Source organism: Fluviicola taffensis DSM 16823 (genome assembly GCF_000194605.1).
Lineage (GTDB): Bacteria > Bacteroidota > Bacteroidia > Flavobacteriales_D > Crocinitomicaceae > Fluviicola > Fluviicola taffensis.
The window spans coordinates 839,347-860,584 of record NC_015321.1 but is presented as its reverse complement, the minus strand read 5'-3'; the positions used below and the strand labels follow the sequence as shown (position 1 = coordinate 860,584).

Genomic DNA, 21,238 nt, shown 5'->3' with positions numbered 1-21,238 from the left:
TTAGTCTCTATAGCTGTAGGAATGAAAAACAATGAGAAGGCTGTGATTGAGTAAGAGTCTTTTCAATTTACAAGACTTTAATCCCAACTCGTCTGTTGGCTTGTTCTTCAGATGCAAATTGAGCATTTGGAAAAATAGGCATGGTATTTCCAAGGCCGATAGTTGTTAATCTGTTTTTGTTTATACCGTTGTCCACTAAGTATTGGTAAACTTTTTTTGCCCTAGCTTCAGATAATTTTTGCCCATCAAATGTATTTCGCCATTGGAATGAACATGTCCTTGTATTTCGATATTGACACCAGCATTCAATGCTAAAAAATCTTTCAGTCGTCTTAGTTTAGTTTCTGCACTAACTAAAAATTCAGAGCTTCCTGGTGAAAATTCAATTTCATCAATTTGCATGCTTTTTCCTTGTCCAAGTGGTTCTAGCCAGATTACAATTTCATTTTCGGTAAATGCGGATACGGGCTCTTCTCTATCAATAAAAAAATAACCTTCGGCATCTACTTGGATGAGTACTTTTCCAGATTTTGTTGCCGTGAATTTGAAATCTGATCCTTGATAACTTGCTGTTATTTGCTTTAACCCAATAATTGTGACATTCGAAATAATAGGTTTTCCAGTTTCGTAATCTCGAATGAGTATTGTTAAACTAGATTCATTTTCTTTTGTTCTTAAGTCGAGTAATTTACCCCCTTCAGAAGCTTCTTGAAGTTCATAGTTTACGGGTTCTAACTCAAATGAAACGTCTATAAAATCTTTTACTTTCGAATCAGCAATAAAGCAGATGATAATTTCTTTACCAGCAACTAAGTCGATAGGATAGAGGGTGTTTTCTGAGACAACTAAATCTAATCCAATTTCTGAAAAAGGTTTCGATATAATTCGTTTTATTTCAGCTGACCCTTTTTTTATTTCCTCACAGGGGTAAATTGTTTCACCCTCAAAGACAATCATTCGAAATTTAGTTGTTGATTTAGCTTTTAAGGTAAATCTTCCGTTAAAAGTAGCCTTGAAGGAGCAAAATAAGGAGTTGTTTTCAGGAATGTCCTTTAATGAATTATAGGTTTCAAAATCATTTGTTTTACCTCCTTTACCAGAAAATTGCATCCGACAATCGCCTACTTTCAGAATGTTTACAGCACCTGTACAATCCGAAATAGCATCTGAGCTTTCGAAATGATGTTGGGCAACCAAAAAGTTGGAAACTAGTATCAGAAATAATTGGAGAGTATATTTCATTACTAACAAATATAGTTTTTTTTAAACTTTCAACTAAAAAATATTTTTTCAAACTAATGAAACGTTTAATAATCTTATATGTGTGTTCCTGCTTATTGTTTCACAGTTAACTGAGCTTTTAAGCAAGTGCGGAGATAAAGGAAGTTAATTGTAGGGAAAATAGCTATCACACGAATATCATGTGTTTTTCCTAGTAAGCTAAAATCGCCGCTCTTCCTTTGTAAGTTCTTATCGATTCCCTTTTTTAAATCATTGAATTGAGAAGTGAGGTCGAGTTTCGTTGCTTTTTCAAGTTCGGTATATATTCGATCTGAAAATAACCAGGATGCGCTTTTAAGTAGTACGCTTTTTGTTTTTAAATCATAGGTCAGATTACTTAATTCAAGAATTTTCGATTCATTGTTAAAAGTAGGTGTTCCTTGGAGGTAAAGAATTCCATTTTTAGTTCCACTAAACTGGATTGTTAAAAGAATTTTATTCTGGTCTAAACCACTTATTCGGGCACTATTGAATTCAATGTGATTTTTTTTAAAGTCTAACTTTTTACCTGTGATTTGCTCTGAAAAAAGAGTGGATAAAGAATCATAATTCAATTCGAAATCTGTAAAGAGCTCAAAAGTATCTTTTGGTGCTTTAGCAAGTATTTTGAGTGGTGGTAATTCGGTAGATACTGGTTTTGTTGAGTTTTGATTTAAATAGGTTCTACTATTTAACACCAATGTAGTATACAGTTTATTGTTTTCTAATCGAGGTTTTACCAAAGCAAGTGATAAAGGTTCAAAATGAATAAATCCTAAATAAGGAATTTGAATTGTTTGATTCATATTCTTCCAAAGGTCTTTCGCGTCCTTTTGGAACGATATTGTTTCTAATTGTTTGTCTGTTTCCTCACATTGCTTTTTCAATGTTTTACGAACTTCTTTAATCACCTCTTCCGTTGCGTCAAATCTAAAAAGAGTTACTTCACAGGGATTTAAAGATTTCAATTCATCAATACTCGTTTTTGTTTGCAAACTATAATTTTCACTAATTCCTAGTTCTGTTGACAAACGAATGCGTATTTGAGGCTTATCCTCTTTTATTCCACAAGAAAATGGAATGATTGGTGAAATACAAATGGGTTTTGAACTTAGAAGATCTGTGCAACTCGCGCAGTATTCCATTTTTATCCAATACGAGCCATGAAGTTCGGAGAGTAATTTATTATTGGATGTTCGAATATTGAAGGAGTCTTTTTGAAATTCGTAATCGTATCGAATACCGCTGCAAGGTTTATCCGAACCACGTGTAAATTTGGGGATTTTCGCGTTTGCTTGTGTTAAATAGCTTGTTAGGCTCATTTCTATTGGAACAACAATTTCTGTTGTAATTGGCGCCAATACTGGGGGATTTTCAATTACTTGCTCTATTGGTTTTTCCGGCTTTATAGTCCCACAAGAAAAAATCAAAAATAAATGGATGACAATTAATAAAGAACCAGCCTTTGATTTAAAAAAATTCACAACAATTCATTTTTAGATAATTTTTTCAAAATTAAGATTAACTTCAATTCATGAAGAAGATTTTATTTTTAATTGGTTTATCTGTCTTTTGCCTATCTTGCAATAAGACTAGAACATGCACTTGCTCGGATGGTTATCAAATTTCAATGAGTGCTTCAAAGAAGAATTCTGAAAAAGCGTGTGATAAGTTAGAATCTACTACCATTAGTTGCGACTTGAAATAATTTTTAACTTTTTTTTGGTATTGAGAGTCTTGAATAATTTTTTTTGTATATATTCGTAACGTTAATTTATTTAAATAACCTTCAACTTAAAAAGAAAAGTATGAAAAAAATTATGTTAGTTGCTGCAGTAGCAACATTTGCAATTGGATTGGGTTCATGTAAGAAAGAATACACATGTGAGTGTTCTTACACATTTGGTTCAGAAACATTGACTAGTTCTTCTAAAATTACAGCTAAGAAAAAAGATGCTGAAACTGCTTGTACAGCAAACCAAGTTTCAGGATATACTTGTAAAATTAAATAATTCGTCAAGAAATATTTTAAACGGGGAGTCTCAAAGAGATTTCCCGTTTTTTTTTCCTAAAAAATCCCCAGCATCAGATATGTTGGGGATTTTGTTTTATAATTAAACCTAGTCTGCAATAAACCGCTTTTCAATTGATTATTCAGACCAGGTTTTAAGATTGAAGGATTTATATCGAATCAATAATACTATTTAATGTCTTACTTGGTCTCATTGCTTTCGTTACCAATTCAGCATTTGGTTTGTAATAACCAGCAACGTCGATCTTGTGCCCTTGAGCGGCAATTAATTCACTATTAATCTCTGCTTCTTGTTTTGTCAAGGCTTCAGCAACTGGAGTGAACTTCGTTTTCAAATCCGCATCGTTGTTTTGTGCAGCCAAAGCTTGTGCCCAGTAAAGTGTCAAATAAAAATGACTTCCACGGTTATCAATTTCACCTACTTTACGTGCTGGAGATTTATCGTTTTCTAAGAATTTCTCTGTTGCAGCATCTAAAGTTTCTCCTAAAATTTTTGCTTTAGCATTTCCTGTTGTTTGAGCCATGTGTTCAAAAGAAACAGCCAATGCTAAGAATTCACCTAATGAATCCCAACGTAAGTAGCCCTCTTCCAAGAATTGTTCTACATGTTTCGGAGCAGAACCTCCGGCACCTGTTTCAAATAAACCACCTCCATTCATTAACGGAACAATGGAAAGCATTTTTGCGGATGTTCCAACTTCTAAAATTGGAAATAAATCTGTGTTATAATCACGTAATACATTCCCAGTAACAGAAATAGTGTCCAATCCTTTTACGATGCGCTCCAAAGAGAACTGAGTTGCTGCGTCAGGAGATAAAATACGAATGTCTAACCCGTTTGTATCGTGATCTTTTAAATATAATTCGACCTTTTTGATTAATTCAGTATCGTGAGAACGATTTTTGTCTAACCAAAATACTGCAGGAGTATTGCTCAAACGCGCTCGAGTCACAGCCAATTTTACCCAGTCGCGAACAGGTGCGTCTTTTGTTTGACACATTCTCCAAATATCTCCATTTTCAACCGTGTGCTCCAAAAGCGTTTTTCCGTCAGCATCTACAACACGAACTGTACCATCAGCGGGGATTTGGAATGTTTTGTCATGTGAACCATATTCTTCAGCTGCTTGAGCCATTAATCCAACGTTTGGAACTGACCCCATGGTTGTTGGATCCAAAGCTCCATTTTTCTTACAGAAATCAAAAACAGTTTGGTAAATTCCCGAATAACATCTATCTGGAATAATCATCAAGGTATCTTGTAATTTTCCTTCTTTGTTATACATTTTTCCTGAAGTCCGAATTGCAGCAGGAACAGATGCATCTACAATCACATCACTTGGAACATGAAGATTCGTGATTCCTTTTTCAGAATTCACCATTGCAATCGCTGGATTTTTCGCATAAACTGCATTAATATCTGCTTCAATGGCTGCTTTTTCAGCTGCAGGAAGCGATTCAATTTTAGCATACAAATCACCCAAACCATTGTTTGGATTAATTCCCAATTGAGCAAATTGAGTTGCGTGTTTTTCGAAAACGTCTTTGAAATAAACAGAAACTACATTTCCAAAAATAATTGGATCTGAAACTTTCATCATGGTAGCTTTCAAATGAACAGAAAGCAATAAGTTTTTTGCTTTTGCTTCTTCGATTTCTGCTGCAATATATGTACGAAGCGCTTTTTGATTCATCACTGAAGCATCGATGATTTCTCCTGCTTTTAGTGAAGTCTTTTCTTTCAAAACGATTACCGTTCCGTCTTGGGCTACTAATTCAATTTTTACGTCTGTTGCAGCTGGAACGACCACTGATTTTTCACTTCCGTAGAAATCACCGTTTGGCATACTTGCTACTTTCGTTTGAGAATCTGCAGACCAAGCCCCCATTGAATGTGGGTGTTTTTTCGCATAATTCTTAACGGCTCTTGGAGCTCTACGATCAGAGTTTCCTTCACGAAGAACAGGGTTTACAGCACTTCCTTTGATTTTATCGTATTTTGCTTTTGCCGTTTTTTCTTCTTCTGTAGTTGGATTTTCCACAAAGTTTGGAACCTTGAAACCTAATTTTTGCAATTCAGCAATCGCTTCTTTCAATTGAGGAATAGATGCTGAAATATTCGGCAGTTTAATGATGTTTGCTTCTGGAGCAGTAGCCAATTTACCTAATTCTGACAATGAATCTGGAACTCTTTGCGCATCTGTTAAACTTTCTGGAAAACTAGCTAAAATCCGTGCTGCCAAGGAAATATCTCTCGATTCTACTTCGATTCCTGCCGTTGAAGCAAATGCTTTAACGATCGGTAAAAAAGAATAAGTTGCTAAAGCGGGAGCTTCATCAGTAAGTGTATACAGAATTGTTGAATTTGAATCTGCCATAATTTGAGTATTACAATTGATTATCGCTGCTGAAGAGTCATTCTCAACAGAGCAACGCAAATTTAATGGTTGAAGATTGGATTGTCAATAAATATGCAGGTTAATTTTGAAGAGTTTGGAGGAGTAATTTAAAACGGAATAATCAAAAAGATTAAATCATTGATTATGAATGTTTTAATATGGAATCTGTTCACAAAGTTGTGAACACTCTAATTTTCAAATTCGGGTAGTTATGGGTCAGATTTCTCATCCAATTCGCTTCAAATATTCAGTCATTTTAGCAAGGGCTTTTCCTCGGTGGCTCATGGCGCTTTTTTCTTCGGTAGTCATTTCTGCAAAAGTTTTGTCACTTCCATTAGGAACGAAAATGGGATCGTAACCAAATCCGTTATTTCCGCGCTTTTCGTGAATGATTGTCCCGTCAATTCGACCTTCGAAAAGATGTACTTTGTGATGAATATACAAGGCAATAATGGTTGTAAAATAGGCGCTGCGATCGGATTGTTGATCTAATTTCTCCATCACCAAATCCATATTGTCATTCGCATCTCGTTGCGGACCAGCGTAGCGAGCGGAATAAACCCCAGGTTCTCCATTTAAACTTGGAACAATTAAGCCGGAATCATCTGCAAAACAAGGAATGTTCATTTTATCCGCTAGGAAAGTGGCTTTTTGAATCGCATTTCCTTCAATTGTATCAGCAGTTTCAGGAATTTCATCGTGAAAATGAATTTCTTTCAAAGAAATCAATTGAAAGCCATGAGGAAGAATCGCATTTATTTCAGTTAATTTATGCTCGTTGGAGGATGCGAAAAGTAGTTTCATTCTTTTTTTTGAGTCAATATACATTTTTTCTAGGAATTAAATAACCTAGATGCATTGAAACCAAAATAATTTTTGAAAGAATTTGAAAAATGGGAAAAATTTTCAAATCCAACGTGTAAATAAACGTCGGATGGTCGAATATTTGTTGATTGAAGGAGATTTTTCGCCTCTAGAAGTCGTTGTTGCTTCAACCATCTCTCTGGAGATTCCTGAAAAATTTTCGTGAAATCACGTTTAAATGTGGAAAGACTTCGTCCGGATAACCGCGCAAATTCTACCAAAGGAATATTAAACAAGTAATTCTTTTGCATAAATGCCTCCAAATCAATTTTAAAGGGTTTACTGAAGTCGAATAGAAATCCGTAAAAGGATTGATCCAATCGAAGTAATAGTTCCACAGCTTCTTCAGTCTTCAAAGCAGCCATCTTGGAAGTGAAAAAATCGGGCTTGTCAAAATAGGGAAGGAGTGATTGGAAAAAACCGCTTATAAATGATTCTTCTGGAATTTCATATAAGTGATTACCCGTAAAACGTTCTTGAGCTGGAAGACTATTTTGCAATGCAAATTGCTGTAAATAGTCTTCCGTCAGGAAAATGGTAAAGGATTTGAAAGGTTGCCCGTCCAATGCAGGATGCTTACGTGTTTTCAATAAGGTATTCTTACGCATGATTCCCATTTTTCCTTCTTCGAAGAAGCGCGATCCTTCTGGGGTGAAAATTTCCATTCTCCCAGATATCACAATACTTAAGGCGTGATTCACCACCAATTGCTCGGTGCCAAAATGCTGTTCATGAACACAGGAAAACAGCATGTTTTCTTGAATTTGATCAGCCATCACTTCGGAAGTTGACTCAATAATAATTTATCCATTGTTCTGTCTCCCAACCAACGACGAAAGAATAACACGGGTTTAGCCATGTATCCTCCAACATAACGTGTTTTTGGTTTTGGAGCAGCGATTGCTTTTGAAACTAAACGGGAAATCACTTCAGGTTCTGCATTTTTTGAAATAGTGGTTTCAAATGCTTTTTTGAATTTAGTTGCCATATCGCTGTAGGCAGTATTTTGAGTCGTCTTGGTCAGGTTCTCGTAAGCGATGGTTGCCCATTCTGATTTCACACCTCCTGGTTCGATGACAACGACATCAATTCCGAAAGGTTTCACCTCGGTGCGCAAGCTGTCACTCATTCCTTCTACGGCGAATTTACTTGCGTGATACCAAGCACCAAAAGGAGTTGCGATTTTTCCTCCAATGGAAGAAATATTAATGATTTTTCCACTTTTTTGTTTGCGCATAGATGGAAGAACTAACTGGGTCATGCGGGCCAAGCCAAAAACATTAACATCGAATTGACGTTTCGCCTCTTCCATAGAAACATCTTCAACCGTTCCATAAGAACCATATCCAGCATTATTTACTAGTATATCAATTCTTCCTTCTTGGTCTAGAATAGTTTGAACACATGATTTCATCGATTCATCGTTGGTAACATCCAAAGCAATGGTTTTGACTCCTTTTGAGGTTAATTCCTTCAATAAATCAACTCTTCTTGCAGCACCATAAACAATGTGTCCTTCTTTTGCTAAATCTTGTGCGAATACTTTTCCCATTCCAGAAGAAGCACCCGTAATTAAAATGACTTTTTTCATATAGTTAAATTTTATAGAACAAAGTTCAGTCTAATATACGGAAATGATCTTGGCTAGCGGCTCATTTTTTTTTGCTCAGCGGCTCATTGTCCAGTTCCTCCTTTAGAGGAGGATTAAGGGGGAAGATGGAGATGGCTTTATTTTTTAATTTGCTCGTTTATTTCTGATTTTCATTAAAACTGATCATCCAATTGATGCCAAATTTATCTGTCCACATTCCGAAGTAATCACCCCAAAAGGTCTTGTCCATGGGCATAGTTACTTTTCCGCCTGCAGATAAACCGCCAAACAAGCGATCTGCTTCTTCCTTGCTGGCAGCATTAACAGAAATACCAAAATTGTTTCCTTCTTTGAAATGTGTAGCCCATTCTCCACCAGTATCACTTCCCATTAGGCTTGTTTCCTTACTGATTGGTAATTCAACGTGCATGATTCTTTCCGCCATTGTCGGATCCAATTTATTTCCGCCTTCCTGAGGCATGTCTTTGAATTTTCCGATATATTCGAATTCTCCTCCAAAAACCGATTTGTAAAACAGAAACACTTCCTCGCAGTTTCCATTAAAAGTTAAATAAGCATTTACTGTTGCCATAATTTCATTTTTTAGTGCTTTTCTGTTTGATCCAAGCTATCTGTTCTAGCGAAAATTGATCATTCAAAAAGAACATGGTAGGGCAGGTATAATTATTTGTTGCAATAAGTAATCCTTTTTTTTGAATGACAATTTCCTGAACTGCATTCCAATTTATAACTGTTTCACTTGAATCGGATGATGTTTTTATTCCTTCGTTGGAAAAAATGTATGTGGTGATGCTGTATTTGAATTTCTGCATTTTTTTTCGCAGTTTGAAAATATACAATTCCAGATAAGCAGCTGTTATTAAACAACCAATCCCGATTCCTGTTCCTAAATGGTAGTCGGAATAGCTGTGATTTCCATTAAAACTGCTGTGATTCGTGTAACCAGAAACGAAACCCAGAAGCAAACATATTGAGCTCAAAAACACTAAAACCAAACTGAGATATCGAAAAATGAATACCATTCGTTTATTCATTAAATCAAGTTTAACTTTTGCTGTTTCAGCGGTATCAACAATAGTTATTTCCATCCCTTTTATTGTTCACTTAACTCTTTTACTTTTTCCAAACCAAGAGGAAATTTCTTCTTCATGTATTCAATGTGGTCATTGGTTACATCAATTTCTACTTCCAATTCAGTCATGGTTGCATTGATTTCCATCAGACGATAAATCTCAAAGCAACCTGTCCAGTGTTTACTTGATTCGTTGAGTTCTTGTTCCTGAAAATTACTAATTTCTCCAATGTGCTTGAAAACAACCAGTTCATTTTCTTTGAAGAAAACCACATCGCTATACATTCCAGTTCTATCAGTTGACAAAAAATGAATACGTCCATTTTGTTTTAAATCACCGTTATAAGATAATCCTTCACCAAAAGGTTTCGTCCAAATTTTATAACTTTCCTCATCCCACAGTATTTCCCAAACACGTTCTTTTGTTGCGTTGATATTAATCGAGAAATGAAGTTTTTCAATCAGATACAGGTAATTTCGAAGAGACGTTTTTATAATTGCATCCCAGCCCATTTGATAACTTTCAGGAGTAAAATTTGAACCCGCATCTGAAAATGAATCCAAGCCTTCATGTCGCAAAATCAATCGTGAATGTAGTTCATCAATAGGTTCAACGATCCACGTTAGAATAGATGACCCTTTGGATTGATTCGGATGTTCCCAAGCATGAACAAATTTCTTTCCTTTTTCAAATTCCAACACGGTGCAGTGGTGTAAATACTTCCGAGCCTCTGATTCATAAAAATCAAAGCTCTCACCAACGGTTGTGGTAAAGTGAGGAATGTGAAAGTACCATTTTTTAAAGTGTGACGGATTCGTGATAGCTTCCCACAAGTCGCGAGCAGGGACATCAAAATCCATCATTGTTTCAACTGTAGTATTTTCCATAATTTCTTTTTTAGATACAAGGACTCTAGAATTTTGGATATTATACTCCAGATTTTCAGTCTTAAAGTCTTAATATCCAATTGTTATTTCCCCCAACGTTCAAACCACATGAGGTATGAAAGCAAGTACCAAATTTTTACACCGTATTCTTTTCGTCCTTCCAAAAAAGAGTGTTTCAATCGTGAGATTTCTCCCCAATTAAAAAGTCCGGTTTCAGCTACTTTTTTTTCAGATAAATAGGTTTCAAGTAGATCTCGGAGCTCATTTTTGAGCCAGGATTCAATCGGAATGGCAAATCCCATTTTGGGTCTGTCCATCATCGATTGCGGAATGTATTGATGAACGATTTCTTTCAATAGCCATTTTTTGGAACCATTTCTAATTTTATAATCATCGGGTAATTGAGCAACGTATTCGATCAAACGGTGGTCGAGTAAAGGCTCTCTGCTTTCTAAACTGACAGACATCGATGCGCGATCCACTTTTTGAAGAATATCATCCAATAAATAGGTTTGATAATCCATTGCTTGTGCAAAAGCCAGCGGACTGTGATTGGTTAATTCTTGACTATCGAAATAAGTTTGAAGTGTTTCAAATTTTTGAGTAGAGATTTTGTTGATTTGCTGTTCTGTGAATAATTGGCTTACGCTAAGCATGATGTTTTGATCGCTTGTATCGCGAAGAATTGACTTCGTTTTTTCGTAGCGTTGAGCAAAATTGTATTTGTTTTTGAGAACAGGAATTGAATCTGCAGAAACAAGTTCCATCACACTTGCCAAACCTTTTCGAGCGAAAGAAGGAATTTTATTCAATTTTTCACCGTATTTCAAGATCATTTCATAGCGATTGTATCCTGCAAATACTTCATCACCGCCATCAGCACTTAGCGCAACGGTTACATGTTGTTTGGCAATTTTTGAAACCAATGTTGTTGGAATTGCACTTGAATCGGCAAAAGGTTCATCATAAAAATAGGGGAGTTCTGCAATTAAATCGATTGCTTCTCTTGCAGTACATTCCGTTTCTGTGTGATTTGTTTGCAATCTTTCCGCAACTTCTTTAGCGAAAGGAGCTTCATTTAACCCAATATCGGGAACTGAAATGGTAAAAGTGCGTAAAGCCTCTGTTCGATCTTTTTGTAAAAGGGCAGTGACACAAGCACTGTCATATCCGCCACTTAGAAAAACACCCACAGGAACATCGGAAACCATGCGGTATTCACAAGCTGATTTTAAAAGGTTTTCAGCTTTCAGCTTAGCTTCTTCAATTGAAACGGCAAGTTTTGGTTTGTTGTAATAATTATACACATTCCAATATTGCGTTGGTTCGCTTTTGAAATTATTCAAAGAAGTTTTGATGAAGTGTCCAGGTTCCAATTTCGAACAATAGTCAAAAATGCAATGTGGAGTAGGAACACTTCCGTATTGCAAATAGGCGTGAACAGCTTTTGGGTTTATTTTCTTTTCGAATTGAGGATGCTTATGAAAGGCCTTTAACTCCGAGGCAAAAAGAAATAAACCATTTTTTTGATAGATAAATAACGGTTTTACTCCAGCTCGATCTCGTGCAATGAATATTTCTTCTGATTTTGAATCATACACTACAAATGAAAACATCCCGATGAATCGATCCAAGCATTTTTCGCCCCATTCGCTGTAAGCATGCAGAATCATTTCGGTATCTGATTCAGCCAAAAAGGAATGGCCTAATTTTTCAAGATCACTTTTGATTTCTTTGAAATTGTAGATTTCACCATTAAAAACAATGGTTAATTGATTCCATGTCATGGGTTGTTTCCCCAATTCGGAAAGTTCGAGAATAGAAAGTCGTCTGTGCCCAAGTCCAATTTTGTAGTTGGAACCAACTTGAATAAATGTGCCAAATCCATCAGGTCCACGATGCTCCAAAGCATGCGTCATATCTTCCAAATCTTGTTCTGAAGAAGCTCCTTGGAAGTCAATAAATCCTGCTATTCCACACATGTTTTTTTCTTGCGTTTAGTCATTTTTGAGTAACTAGTAAAGATATGAAAAAGACTTTAAGATATTCGGATTTTAAGACATTAAGACTGGAAAATCTAACAAAATAAAAGTCTTATAATCTTAAAATCAGGAAGTCCTAATATCTGACGAAAGCCTGTTCAAAACTCTTTTCATAAATCTGGAAAGCTCCGTGTTTATTGAAATGCCTTAATCCTTAATTTTAGAGTATCATTTAAAACCCTTCAAAAAATGGAAAACACACAAAAATTACAAGAAGAAATCACAGTGCTAGAAGCACAGTTGACGGGTGACATGTTTGCAGATATGGACATCAAAGACAAAATTCACAACCTTAAAATGCAAGTAGAAGGAGTTCGTCCAATGGATAGCTACATCGAATGCGTTGGATGTGGTTCGTAAACAGAAATTCTAGTAAAAAAGTGAAAGGTGTTCAATGGGACACCTTTTTTTGTTTCTAAATCAATCAATTTGGATTTGATATTTGTTTAACAGTCCAACTAAACCGTTTACTGAAAATTTTGCCTTTTTGATTTTGTTCTTTTCTGGATCAATTTGAAAATGAAGCGCAGTTCTGAAATCTGTTTTCTCCAAATTTGTTTGATGAAAGACCGCATGCATCAAATCACAGGTATCAAATAAACCATCGCTTAGATCCGATTCCGTAAAATCGACTTCTTGCAATTGCGAGCCAATAAATTTGATTTTAGGAAGTTTGCATTGATAGAACGAAGAATGGTTCAAAGTGCAATTCTCAAAATGAAGTGATAGTCCAAATTGATTTGCATTATCGAAGCGTAAACCTAGCATTTTGCAATCCGTAAAGTGTACATCTTGAAAAGAAGTGTTGGAAATTAAAGCCAAACTGAAGTTGCATTCCTGAAATTCACAATCAATGAACTTGAATTTGGAAAAATTGACACTTGAAAAGTCACAATGCTTGAAAATACAGTTTTCGTAATCACCAGATTCGAGTGAATATTGAATGGGATTGAGTTTGCTGAATGTTTGGTCTGAATGAAGGAGAGACATAAATTGAAAATTAACATGCAAAAGCCGAAAATCGGGTTAAAGACCAGCATTTTTTGAACGCGTTGAACTTTTTACTCTTTTTGAACTTTGAAAAAAAACAACTTCAAAGGTACCTGATTAAAATGGATTAATGAATGGCTTATTGAACCAATTTCAAGTAGTTTTCTTTCCAAACATCGACACTCCAAAGCTGCTGAATGGATTGCGTTGCATATTTGCCAAATTCTTTTCTAAGCTTCTCGTTCTCCAATAAAACACGTATTGCTTGTTCCCATTCTTGGGTGGTTTCTGCAATAAAGCCATTTTTTTCGTGTTGAATTATTTTCGTATTTACGCCAACTGGTGAAACAATTGATGCCATTCCGAGGGCCATGTATTGCAAGGCTTTGAATCCACATTTCCCTTCCGACCAAGCGTCCAAAACCAAAGGCATAATTCCTATTTGAATTTCTGATAAATCTTCTATTTCTGTTTCTGCCTTCCAATCTTGATAAACCAAGGATTTCAACTCATAATTGGGTTTTTTATTCGAAATTACTTTGAATTGAAACTCGAACTCGTGTTCAAGCTTTCGTAAAATTGGAACTACAAAATCCAGATAATGCATCGTGGAATGTGTTCCAGTCCAACCGATAACCGGCTGTTTTTTCTCTTGATTGACCAATTTTGTATGTTGGTTTTGTGTATCGATGGTTGTAGGGATAACCTCTACATTGGAATTGAATTGACGTGCATAAGTGGCGAGAAAATCATTCCCAGCACTCACTTTTGCGGCCCATTTGATGAGAAAATGCACTTTCCAGTAACATTTTAGTTTTTGAAAACGCGCATTTGCAGAACTGTAATTAGGAATCCAGATGGCATCATCGAAGTCATACACGTATTTTTTGCGCATGATTTTCACTAAGATCCATTCGAAAACTGGCGGGCCTAGATGTGTCATTTCACGGTGCATGAAAATGTGCTTAGCACCAATTAGTTGAAATAAGAGAATCCAACGACGGAGAAAATTGTAGTTCAGATCGAGGAATTTCTGAATGAATCGCCCCTTTTTGTAAAGTCTATCCCAGCTTTTTTGTGTGTGAAATGAATGGTAGTGAATCTCAAAGTTGTTTTCCTCTAAAAAAGGTAAATATTGTTCAAACCGAAAACGTTGTGAAGGTGCTTCTCCTTTCGGATAAGGAGCAATAATATGGAGTTTATTCAATTTCACAGAAGCAAAAATGGGCTTTTTTTTCGAGATTGTCTGAAAAGAAAATTAACCGACAAACTGGTCATAGATCTTAAAATAAGATTCGACACCATGATCCAGTCCGAAATATTCCTTCGCGCCAAGCATTGTCTTTTCACGGTCAAAAGTTGCGAAGTCTAAGGAGAACGAAGAAATAGTTTCTTCGGTTGTGTCTTTTAGAACCAATCCAGCATTGTAACGTGTCACAATTTCATCGGTATCACCAACTCCAGCATTGCAAATAAGTGGAATTCCCATAGCCATTATTTCTCCTTGTTTTGTAGGTGATGAAGCCTTTTTAGAGTAACTCGGACGGATAAAAAATATGGAGCAATCAAAGAGTGAAATAAAAGCGGGAACTTTATGGTGTTGAGCTTCTACTACTCGAATTGCATCTGGGGAAATTTCCAAATTTTGAGCCTCAAAGTGAATAGTTGCTGGCGATTCTTTCGTTACAAAGAGGAAAACGGCATTTTGCTTTAATTGAAGAATGTGTTTAAATGACAAAAGCATTTCGCGCAATTGATACCAAGTTCCAATAGATCCAATGTAGCCAACTACATATTTTTCTTTGAGCTTATATTCTGTTTTCTTTTTGTAGGTATGATCTGAATTTATTTTTTCAGGATTGAATAAGTTCAAATCAACACAGCACGGAATGACGGTTATTTTTTCTACGCTAACCTGTTGTAAGTTCCAAGATAGAATTTCTTTTTTTCCAACTTCAGTCAAACTGACAATCGCATCGCTTTCTTCAAAAAAATGTTTTTCCTTCTTTTTGAAATAGGAATAGATGAATTTGAAGAGTGGATTTTTGAGATTCCAGATTTTACCTTCCACTCTTTCATCTGCCCAAAAACCACGCATGTCGAATAGAAGTTTAACACCTTTGTCTTTTTTCAATTGAAGGCCAATCAATGCACTAATATAACTTCTACAATGCACCAATTGAAAGTGTTTTTCGGTATGTAACTGAAATGTTAATTTTTTCATTCTCCGAATATCTCTTAATGTTGAAATAACGGGAGGTTTTTTGGTGTAGATAAGCGGTTTCCATTCAATGCGATGTTTTGTGCAAAGCGCCTCTATCTTGCTTTTTTCAGATGAATAGCGTTCTGGTTTTTCGAAACTGATGAGTGTGAACTGAAATCCTTTTTTACTCAATCCAATCAAATAGGGAAGCACCTGACTTTGACCAAGCGGATCAGTCATGCCGTCGTAAGACAAGTAAAGGACATTCTTCATTTCAGCTTTCAGTATATAACTGCTTGTTAAGTTACGTCATTTAATGAGATTGTTCAAAATAATCTGAATTCCATCTTCCAATGCTGTAAAGGGTTTTCCAAGCAATTCCTTCATTTTAGTAATATCTGGCTGTCTTCTAGTCATATCACCCTCTTCTAAAGACGGTAGATGGACAATTTTGGATTTAGAATTCGTTAGTCGAATAATTGTTTCCGCTAATTCTAAAACAGTGACAATTGTTCCATTTCCAATGTTTGCCACATCATTAATCATTAAATCCGCCTCCATTGTTTTAATACAAGCATCCAAATGGTCTTCGATGTAACAAAAAGTACGCGTTTGAGAACCATCTCCGTAAACAGTAATGTCTTGATTAGATAGTGCCAATTGAATAAATCGCGACATCACAAAGTCTGTACTTTGCTTTTGACCGTAAGTATTGAAAAAACGGAAGATGGTATAGTCTAAGCCATATTCTTGTTGGTAAGAGCGAAAATAAGATTCACCTACATTTTTGACTACTGCGTAAGGCAAGCGAGAATTTAAAGGTGTAATTGTTTCATGTTGAGGCAAATGAACTGGTTCTCCGTAAACCTCTGAAGAAGATGCATAAAATACACGTGTTACACCTGTACGTTTTGATAAGTCTAGAATATTTCGAATTCCATAAATATCATCCAATACCATGATGGGGTTTTCCAATGTGCGTTTTACACCAACAACTGCAGCATAATGGAACACATAATCAAAGTTGTATAAACTGAAAAGAGGAGCAATCTCTTCAAAGTTGTTTACATCTCCGTGAATGAATTTACAATTTTCATGTTGCGGAATATTCTCCTTTTTTCCAGTAAGGAAATTGTCAATTAAAACTACAAAATAATTGGGGTTTTGAAGTAATCTGTCAGCGAGAGATGAAGGAATGAAACCAGCTCCTCCAGTAATAAGTATATTTTTTTTTGACTGATTCATTGTTGTTTTTTTGGAAATAAAAAGCGATAAACGCTATAGACGAAGTTAATCCGCTTTTTTGAATTCGGAAAATCTTTATGTGTTAAAGGTTTTTGCTGGAGAATAAAATCGAATTCTTCCAACGAAATTTGTAGCTTTTTACAGATGAAATACTTTTCTCTTTCAATTGTTTCCACATTGTATGGGAGTGATTTGAGTTGTTCTAATGCTTCTTGTCTTGTTGTTTGCCCAGAGCATATTTGTGTTGATAAAGTTGCTCTTCTGTAATCGAATCCAAATTTAACGGGCATGATGTATGATTGCCAAAAACGGGTGTATCTCGATTCATGATGCTTTACCTTTGGAAAAGTACAATTCAATTCTTTTTCAAGGATTTTTTCCGCTTCATTTTTGGAATAATTCAAATAATTCAATGGATAATAAATTTTCACCCCTCGAATTATTTTGAAGTAAAATTCATCCCATAACCCAAATCCAGGTATCTTTTTCCGAGATACTTTGCTGTGATTCTGAACAATGTGATTATAGAGTTTCATATCCTTCATCACATGGTATCCCCATTGCAAGGGAAGAATTCCTTCTGAAGAATAATTTCCACCGGACAAAATTGTTTTTACACCGTATTTTTTTGCCAATTGATGCAAAGCTGCAGGAATTGCTAAATCGGTTGGAATCTCAATATCTACAATTGAAGACCTCAAAAAAGCCAATTGAATCTCCCTGAATTCAGACCAATCAAGCACAACCGTTTCTAAATCGAGTTCTAATTTGGTTGCAATGGTTTGAATGTTTTGAACTGCTAATTCGGTATTCCATCCATTGTCTAAATGTACCAAAAGTGGATTTAAACCATTGATTTTTGCGAAATAAGCGGTGTATGAACTATCCAATCCTCCACTCACGCCAATAACGCAATCGTATTTTGATTTTGTGTTCTTCTTCCCTGAAATTAGTTTTATCAGTTGATCTAATCGTGTTTTATCGGAACTGTTTTTCTGAATAGTAGGAAGAATATTTTTACGAAAATCCAAACAGTGATTACAAACTCCTTCCACATTAAAATAAATGTCGGGATCACTTGTATCCATTACGCAATAAGTACACTGTTGGTATTGCTTTATTAGCATGCCACAAAATTAACAGCATCTGTTTATTAATTTGCATTTTTAGTAACTAAAAAACAAGTAGATGTGCTTGATGAATATTTGGTAAGATTAGGTGAAGGTTTGGAGATGTTAAAATATCAGATGTTTCAATGTCGCCCAAAATACGCGTTGATTTAAAGCTCTTTTGTGTTCGCGAAGTGCTTTTTTTAGGTAAAATAATCCTTTGCGTTTGTGTCCATTATAAGCCAAATCAACCGCTAAAATCAAGTAGTTTCTCATTACGAAATAAGAGTAATCGATTCCTAAAAATTCTTTTAATTGCTTGTTAGTATCAATGTATTTCAGAAAGGTAAGAAAACGCAGTTCCAACTTGTCGGGGTCTGTCATTGTATTGACACTTCGTTCATCGTGTTGAATTAAGTAAGAAGTTATTTCGGCCGATTTAACAAAGGTATATTTGGCTAGTAATCTCAACCACAATTCATAATCTTCGCTGGCGCTTAAATTTCGATTTTCGATAAATGGATTTTCAAGTGCGATATCTCTTCGGACAATAACGGGGTTGCATGCAAGATAATTACCTTCAATTAAAAAGTTTTTTCTTTTTCGTTGTCTAGAAGAATAAGAGGATTGAATAGTTGTTGTTTTTCCAGTCGTTTGATCTTTTATTTGATACATGACATGAAGAACTTCTGGTTTGTTATTTTTCTCAACAAGTTCTTTGATAAATGACACATGATTCGGTAGCATTTCATCGTCGCTGTCAAACCAATTGACATAATTACCTTTTGCTAATTCGGTTCCTCTATTTCGGGCAGCTCCGCGTTCGCTGTTTGGAATTCGGTAATATTTTACTTTCTCAGAAAGATAGGGTTGAATAATTTCTTCCGTATTGTCAGTGCTCCCATCATCAATAATAATTACTTCAAAATCATCACAAGTTTGATCCAAAACACGTTGTAGGGTATTCTCAATCAAATGTGCGCGATTATATGTTGGGATGACGATACTGAGAAACATATTATTTGGAATAAAGTCTTTGAAGCTGTTCAATATAGGTTTCGAAGCTGAACAGTTCATTGACACTTTTCTGCCCGTTCACACGTAATTTTTCACGAAGCTCTTTATCTTCCAATAAACGGATAATGGAATTTACTATTGCTTCCGAGTCTTCAAATGGAACAACCAATGCATTTTCTTCATTCACAATAAATTCTCTTGCAATACCACTTAACGTGAAAATTGACGGGACTCCGGCAGCGAGTGCTTCTACATATGTTTGTCCAAAGGCCTCGCAAGTTGGATTTATTGGAACATGGAGGTAGATATCGAACAATTGATACAAATCAAAAACGTTGTTTTCAAAAGAAACAATCTGAACGTTTTGTTTTGGTATCTTCTTTAAAAGCTCATTTATTGTTGAAGAATAATCGGCATTTTCTGAGGCTCCGAATAAAGCTAATTGTGCGTTTGGATATTGTTTCAAAAGACTTTCAAATGCAGGAATTATATATTGAATTCCTTTTAATTCTAAAAATCGTGAAATAACTCCAATAGTTGGGCTCAAGTTATCTGGATTGTATTGCTTTTTAATGCGTTCAACCTCAAGCAAATTTGGATTCGAAAACCGCTCTAAGTCAAACCCATGATGAATGATCTCTCTTTTTGACTTAGGAACGCCTTGCTTGCTTAATAAGTCATCTATGTTTTTGGAAATAGCAACTATTTTGGTGGCTAAGCGGTTTTGAATTTTGTCGATTAATCGTTCTTTCCAATGGGTTTTCAACGGTTCTCCAGAATGTCTTGTGAACATTCGCGTTTTAATTCCTGAAAGTTTTGCAGCCCATAATCCAATCCAATTCGCATGAGCTAAGTGGCAGTGAACTTGTGTAATGGATAGTTCCTTCAAGAATCTGCGGCAAGTTCGGATTGCTTTTCCAGATTTCCACAAGCTTTTAGTTTCGATGGTTTGAACAAGAAAGCCATTTTCCATCAGAAAATTATGTAATGCCAAGTTGGTACAGTTAATCAGAATATAGGAAACATTCGTTCCTTTATTTCGAAGCGCAAGTGCTGTCTGCTCAAAATAAACAGCTTTATCAATATCCGATATAATGTAGCAAATGTTCAAAAAATACCAATTTGAGGCTAAAATACTTGTTTATTCCCTTAGATTTCCGCATTTGATTAAATTTACCTATTCGACTTGTATTGAAAATGAATGGGGAAGAGAAATCGTCAAACAATATCTCGCAAAATTTTCTCATCCGTTGATTCAAGTTCCTGTATTAGGAGAAATTATAGTATATGGTTGGTTTACCAATTAAGGCCGCAAATATTATCTTATCACACTGTTTTTCCTTTAAAATCCTTTAAAATTGTTTGGACAATGGAAGTGCTAGCATTTCCGTCACCATATAGTTTTAAATCAAACTTTAATTTTTTTTGAGTTAATTCTTTATAAGCCAAATAAATTTTTTCTGGATCATTCCCAGTTAGAATAGCATTTCCTGATTCAATTAATTCTGTCCACGGAGTTTCATCCAACATTATAATGCTAGGTTTTTGGAGAAAATATGCTTCTTTCTGTACTCCTCCCGAATCTGTCATGATAAAAGAAGCTGTGGATTCAAGATAAATCATTTCGATGAAAGACACAGGAGGGATCAATAATATGTTCAACTGTTTAATCAGGGACGATAATTCGTTGTTTTTCTCAATTATTGCTTTGGTTCTTGGGTGAACTGGAATTACGAAAGATTTGTTGAATTCAACGGATATGCGCTCAATTGCGGTAAATATTCCATATAATTTATTGAAATCATCTACGTTGCTAGGTCGGTGAATAGTTACAAGAATAAATGTTTCAGGTAACTTGTACTTCGCTTGTATTATATCTTTTTTTTGCTCACTGATGGCTGAAAAATATAAAGTATTATCGTACATAATATCTCCAGTAAGAAAAACTTTTGGTTGATTAAAGTTTGCGACTTTTACCTGATTGTTGTGGATAATGCTTTCCTTTTTCAATGATTCTATGCCTGCTATCGTAGGTACAAAAAGCATGGAAGAAAGGTGATCGCAAATTAAACGATTTACTTCTTCCGGGAAATGTTTGTTGTATCCTCTAACCCCAGCCTCAATATGGATAATAGGAATAAATAATTTAACTGCAGTTAGGCATGCAGCAAGTGTTGAATTCGTATCGCCATAGGTAATTAAGGCATCTGGTTTTTCTTGGAGAAGGACCGATTCGATAGCAAGCATCATTTTTGCCGTTTGAACAGCGTGGCTTCCCGAACCAATTTCTAAATTATATTTTTCCTTTGGAATTTGTAATTCATCAAAAAACACTTGTGACATGGCAGCATCATAATGTTGTCCAGTGTGTACAATTATTTCATCAATTTCGTTGTTAAAATGTAAGCGAATTGCTCTTGAAATTGCTGCGGCTTTTATCATTTGTGGCCGCGCACCAATAATTGTGACCAATTTTAGCATAATTTATCTCCTTAATCTAAATAC

General features: G+C 35.4%; 21 protein-coding genes. 2 read left to right on the top strand and 19 right to left on the bottom strand.

Features of this window, described 5'->3' with window-relative positions:
• Positions 1–67: 67 nt before the first annotated feature.
• The 3 genes from FLUTA_RS21800 to FLUTA_RS03750 all read right to left on the bottom strand — a co-directional run bounded on the left by FLUTA_RS21800 (position 68) and on the right by FLUTA_RS03750 (position 2,744).
• Entirely contained in the window at positions 68–196 is a 129-nt protein-coding gene (locus FLUTA_RS21800; protein WP_245545464.1) for a hypothetical protein, read from the bottom strand.
• The gene (locus tag FLUTA_RS21365; RefSeq protein ID WP_013685522.1) at positions 196–1,242 is read right to left on the bottom strand and encodes a hypothetical protein; all 1,047 of its coding nucleotides are present in this window, start codon (positions 1,240–1,242) and stop codon (positions 196–198) included. Before FLUTA_RS21365 ends, FLUTA_RS21800 begins: the two co-directional genes overlap by 1 nt.
• 92 nt (positions 1,243–1,334) lie before the next feature.
• Positions 1,335–2,744 (bottom strand): DUF4403 family protein, encoded by a 1,410-nt coding sequence (locus FLUTA_RS03750; protein WP_013685521.1) that lies wholly within the window; start codon positions 2,742–2,744, stop codon positions 1,335–1,337.
• A gap of 324 nt (positions 2,745–3,068) precedes the next feature.
• Here FLUTA_RS03750 and FLUTA_RS03745 point away from each other — a divergent pair, with 324 nt between their 5' ends.
• Positions 3,069–3,272 (top strand): hypothetical protein, encoded by a 204-nt coding sequence (locus FLUTA_RS03745; protein ID WP_013685520.1) that lies wholly within the window; start codon positions 3,069–3,071, stop codon positions 3,270–3,272.
• 169 nt (positions 3,273–3,441) lie between these two features.
• Here FLUTA_RS03745 and FLUTA_RS03740 read toward each other — a convergent pair whose 3' ends face one another.
• From FLUTA_RS03740 to asnB, 8 genes are all read right to left on the bottom strand, one after another.
• A complete protein-coding gene (locus FLUTA_RS03740; protein WP_013685519.1) occupies positions 3,442–5,670 on the bottom strand; it encodes an NADP-dependent isocitrate dehydrogenase in 2,229 nt (742 codons plus the stop codon).
• Positions 5,671–5,916: 246 nt separating this feature from the next.
• Positions 5,917–6,495: an RdgB/HAM1 family non-canonical purine NTP pyrophosphatase gene (rdgB, locus tag FLUTA_RS03735; RefSeq protein WP_043024064.1), complete on the bottom strand. Its 579-nt coding sequence runs from the start codon at positions 6,493–6,495 to the stop codon at positions 5,917–5,919.
• A 29-nt stretch (positions 6,496–6,524) separates the two neighbouring features.
• A complete protein-coding gene (locus FLUTA_RS03730; protein ID WP_013685517.1) occupies positions 6,525–7,331 on the bottom strand; it encodes a helix-turn-helix domain-containing protein in 807 nt (268 codons plus the stop codon).
• On the bottom strand, positions 7,331–8,146 hold the full coding sequence (locus FLUTA_RS03725) for an oxidoreductase (RefSeq protein WP_013685516.1): 816 nt from the start codon (positions 8,144–8,146) through the stop codon (positions 7,331–7,333). The genes FLUTA_RS03730 and FLUTA_RS03725 overlap by 1 nt, the downstream gene beginning before the upstream one ends.
• A 157-nt stretch (positions 8,147–8,303) precedes the next feature.
• Positions 8,304–8,738: a VOC family protein gene (locus FLUTA_RS03720; protein ID WP_013685515.1), complete on the bottom strand. Its 435-nt coding sequence runs from the start codon at positions 8,736–8,738 to the stop codon at positions 8,304–8,306.
• Positions 8,739–8,742: 4 nt separating this feature from the next.
• Positions 8,743–9,255 (bottom strand): YcxB family protein, encoded by a 513-nt coding sequence (locus FLUTA_RS03715; RefSeq protein ID WP_013685514.1) that lies wholly within the window; start codon positions 9,253–9,255, stop codon positions 8,743–8,745.
• A 5-nt stretch (positions 9,256–9,260) separates the two neighbouring features.
• Positions 9,261–10,127, bottom strand: coding sequence for an SRPBCC family protein (locus FLUTA_RS21270; RefSeq protein ID WP_013685513.1), 867 nt, complete (start codon positions 10,125–10,127; stop codon positions 9,261–9,263).
• An 83-nt stretch (positions 10,128–10,210) separates the two neighbouring features.
• Positions 10,211–12,109, bottom strand: coding sequence for an asparagine synthase (glutamine-hydrolyzing) (gene asnB / locus FLUTA_RS03700; protein WP_013685512.1), 1,899 nt, complete (start codon positions 12,107–12,109; stop codon positions 10,211–10,213).
• A gap of 249 nt (positions 12,110–12,358) precedes the next feature.
• Between asnB and FLUTA_RS21525 the strand changes: the two genes are divergently transcribed.
• Complete coding sequence (locus tag FLUTA_RS21525; protein ID WP_013685511.1) at positions 12,359–12,529, top strand: hypothetical protein; 171 nt, start codon at positions 12,359–12,361, stop codon at positions 12,527–12,529.
• A 60-nt stretch (positions 12,530–12,589) separates the two neighbouring features.
• Here the strand turns inward: FLUTA_RS21525 and FLUTA_RS03695 are convergent, their stop codons facing one another.
• From FLUTA_RS03695 to wecB, 8 genes are all read right to left on the bottom strand, one after another.
• Positions 12,590–13,159: a pentapeptide repeat-containing protein gene (locus FLUTA_RS03695; RefSeq protein ID WP_013685510.1), complete on the bottom strand. Its 570-nt coding sequence runs from the start codon at positions 13,157–13,159 to the stop codon at positions 12,590–12,592.
• 139 nt (positions 13,160–13,298) lie between these two features.
• On the bottom strand, positions 13,299–14,372 hold the full coding sequence (locus FLUTA_RS03690; RefSeq protein ID WP_013685509.1) for a glycosyltransferase family 4 protein: 1,074 nt from the start codon (positions 14,370–14,372) through the stop codon (positions 13,299–13,301).
• Positions 14,373–14,417: 45 nt separating this feature from the next.
• Positions 14,418–15,635 (bottom strand): glycosyltransferase, encoded by a 1,218-nt coding sequence (locus tag FLUTA_RS03685; RefSeq protein ID WP_013685508.1) that lies wholly within the window; start codon positions 15,633–15,635, stop codon positions 14,418–14,420.
• 36 nt (positions 15,636–15,671) lie between these two features.
• Complete coding sequence (locus FLUTA_RS03680; RefSeq protein ID WP_013685507.1) at positions 15,672–16,607, bottom strand: NAD-dependent epimerase/dehydratase family protein; 936 nt, start codon at positions 16,605–16,607, stop codon at positions 15,672–15,674.
• On the bottom strand, positions 16,604–17,734 hold the full coding sequence (locus FLUTA_RS03675; protein WP_013685506.1) for an N-acetyl sugar amidotransferase: 1,131 nt from the start codon (positions 17,732–17,734) through the stop codon (positions 16,604–16,606). Before FLUTA_RS03675 ends, FLUTA_RS03680 begins: the two co-directional genes overlap by 4 nt.
• A gap of 108 nt (positions 17,735–17,842) precedes the next feature.
• Complete coding sequence (locus tag FLUTA_RS20505) at positions 17,843–18,733, bottom strand: glycosyltransferase family 2 protein (protein ID WP_013685505.1); 891 nt, start codon at positions 18,731–18,733, stop codon at positions 17,843–17,845.
• Position 18,734: 1 nt separating this feature from the next.
• Positions 18,735–19,844: a glycosyltransferase family 4 protein gene (locus FLUTA_RS03665; protein WP_043023624.1), complete on the bottom strand. Its 1,110-nt coding sequence runs from the start codon at positions 19,842–19,844 to the stop codon at positions 18,735–18,737.
• A gap of 215 nt (positions 19,845–20,059) precedes the next feature.
• On the bottom strand, positions 20,060–21,214 hold the full coding sequence (gene wecB / locus FLUTA_RS03660) for a non-hydrolyzing UDP-N-acetylglucosamine 2-epimerase (RefSeq protein WP_013685502.1): 1,155 nt from the start codon (positions 21,212–21,214) through the stop codon (positions 20,060–20,062).
• Between the last annotated feature and the right edge of the window lie 24 nt (positions 21,215–21,238).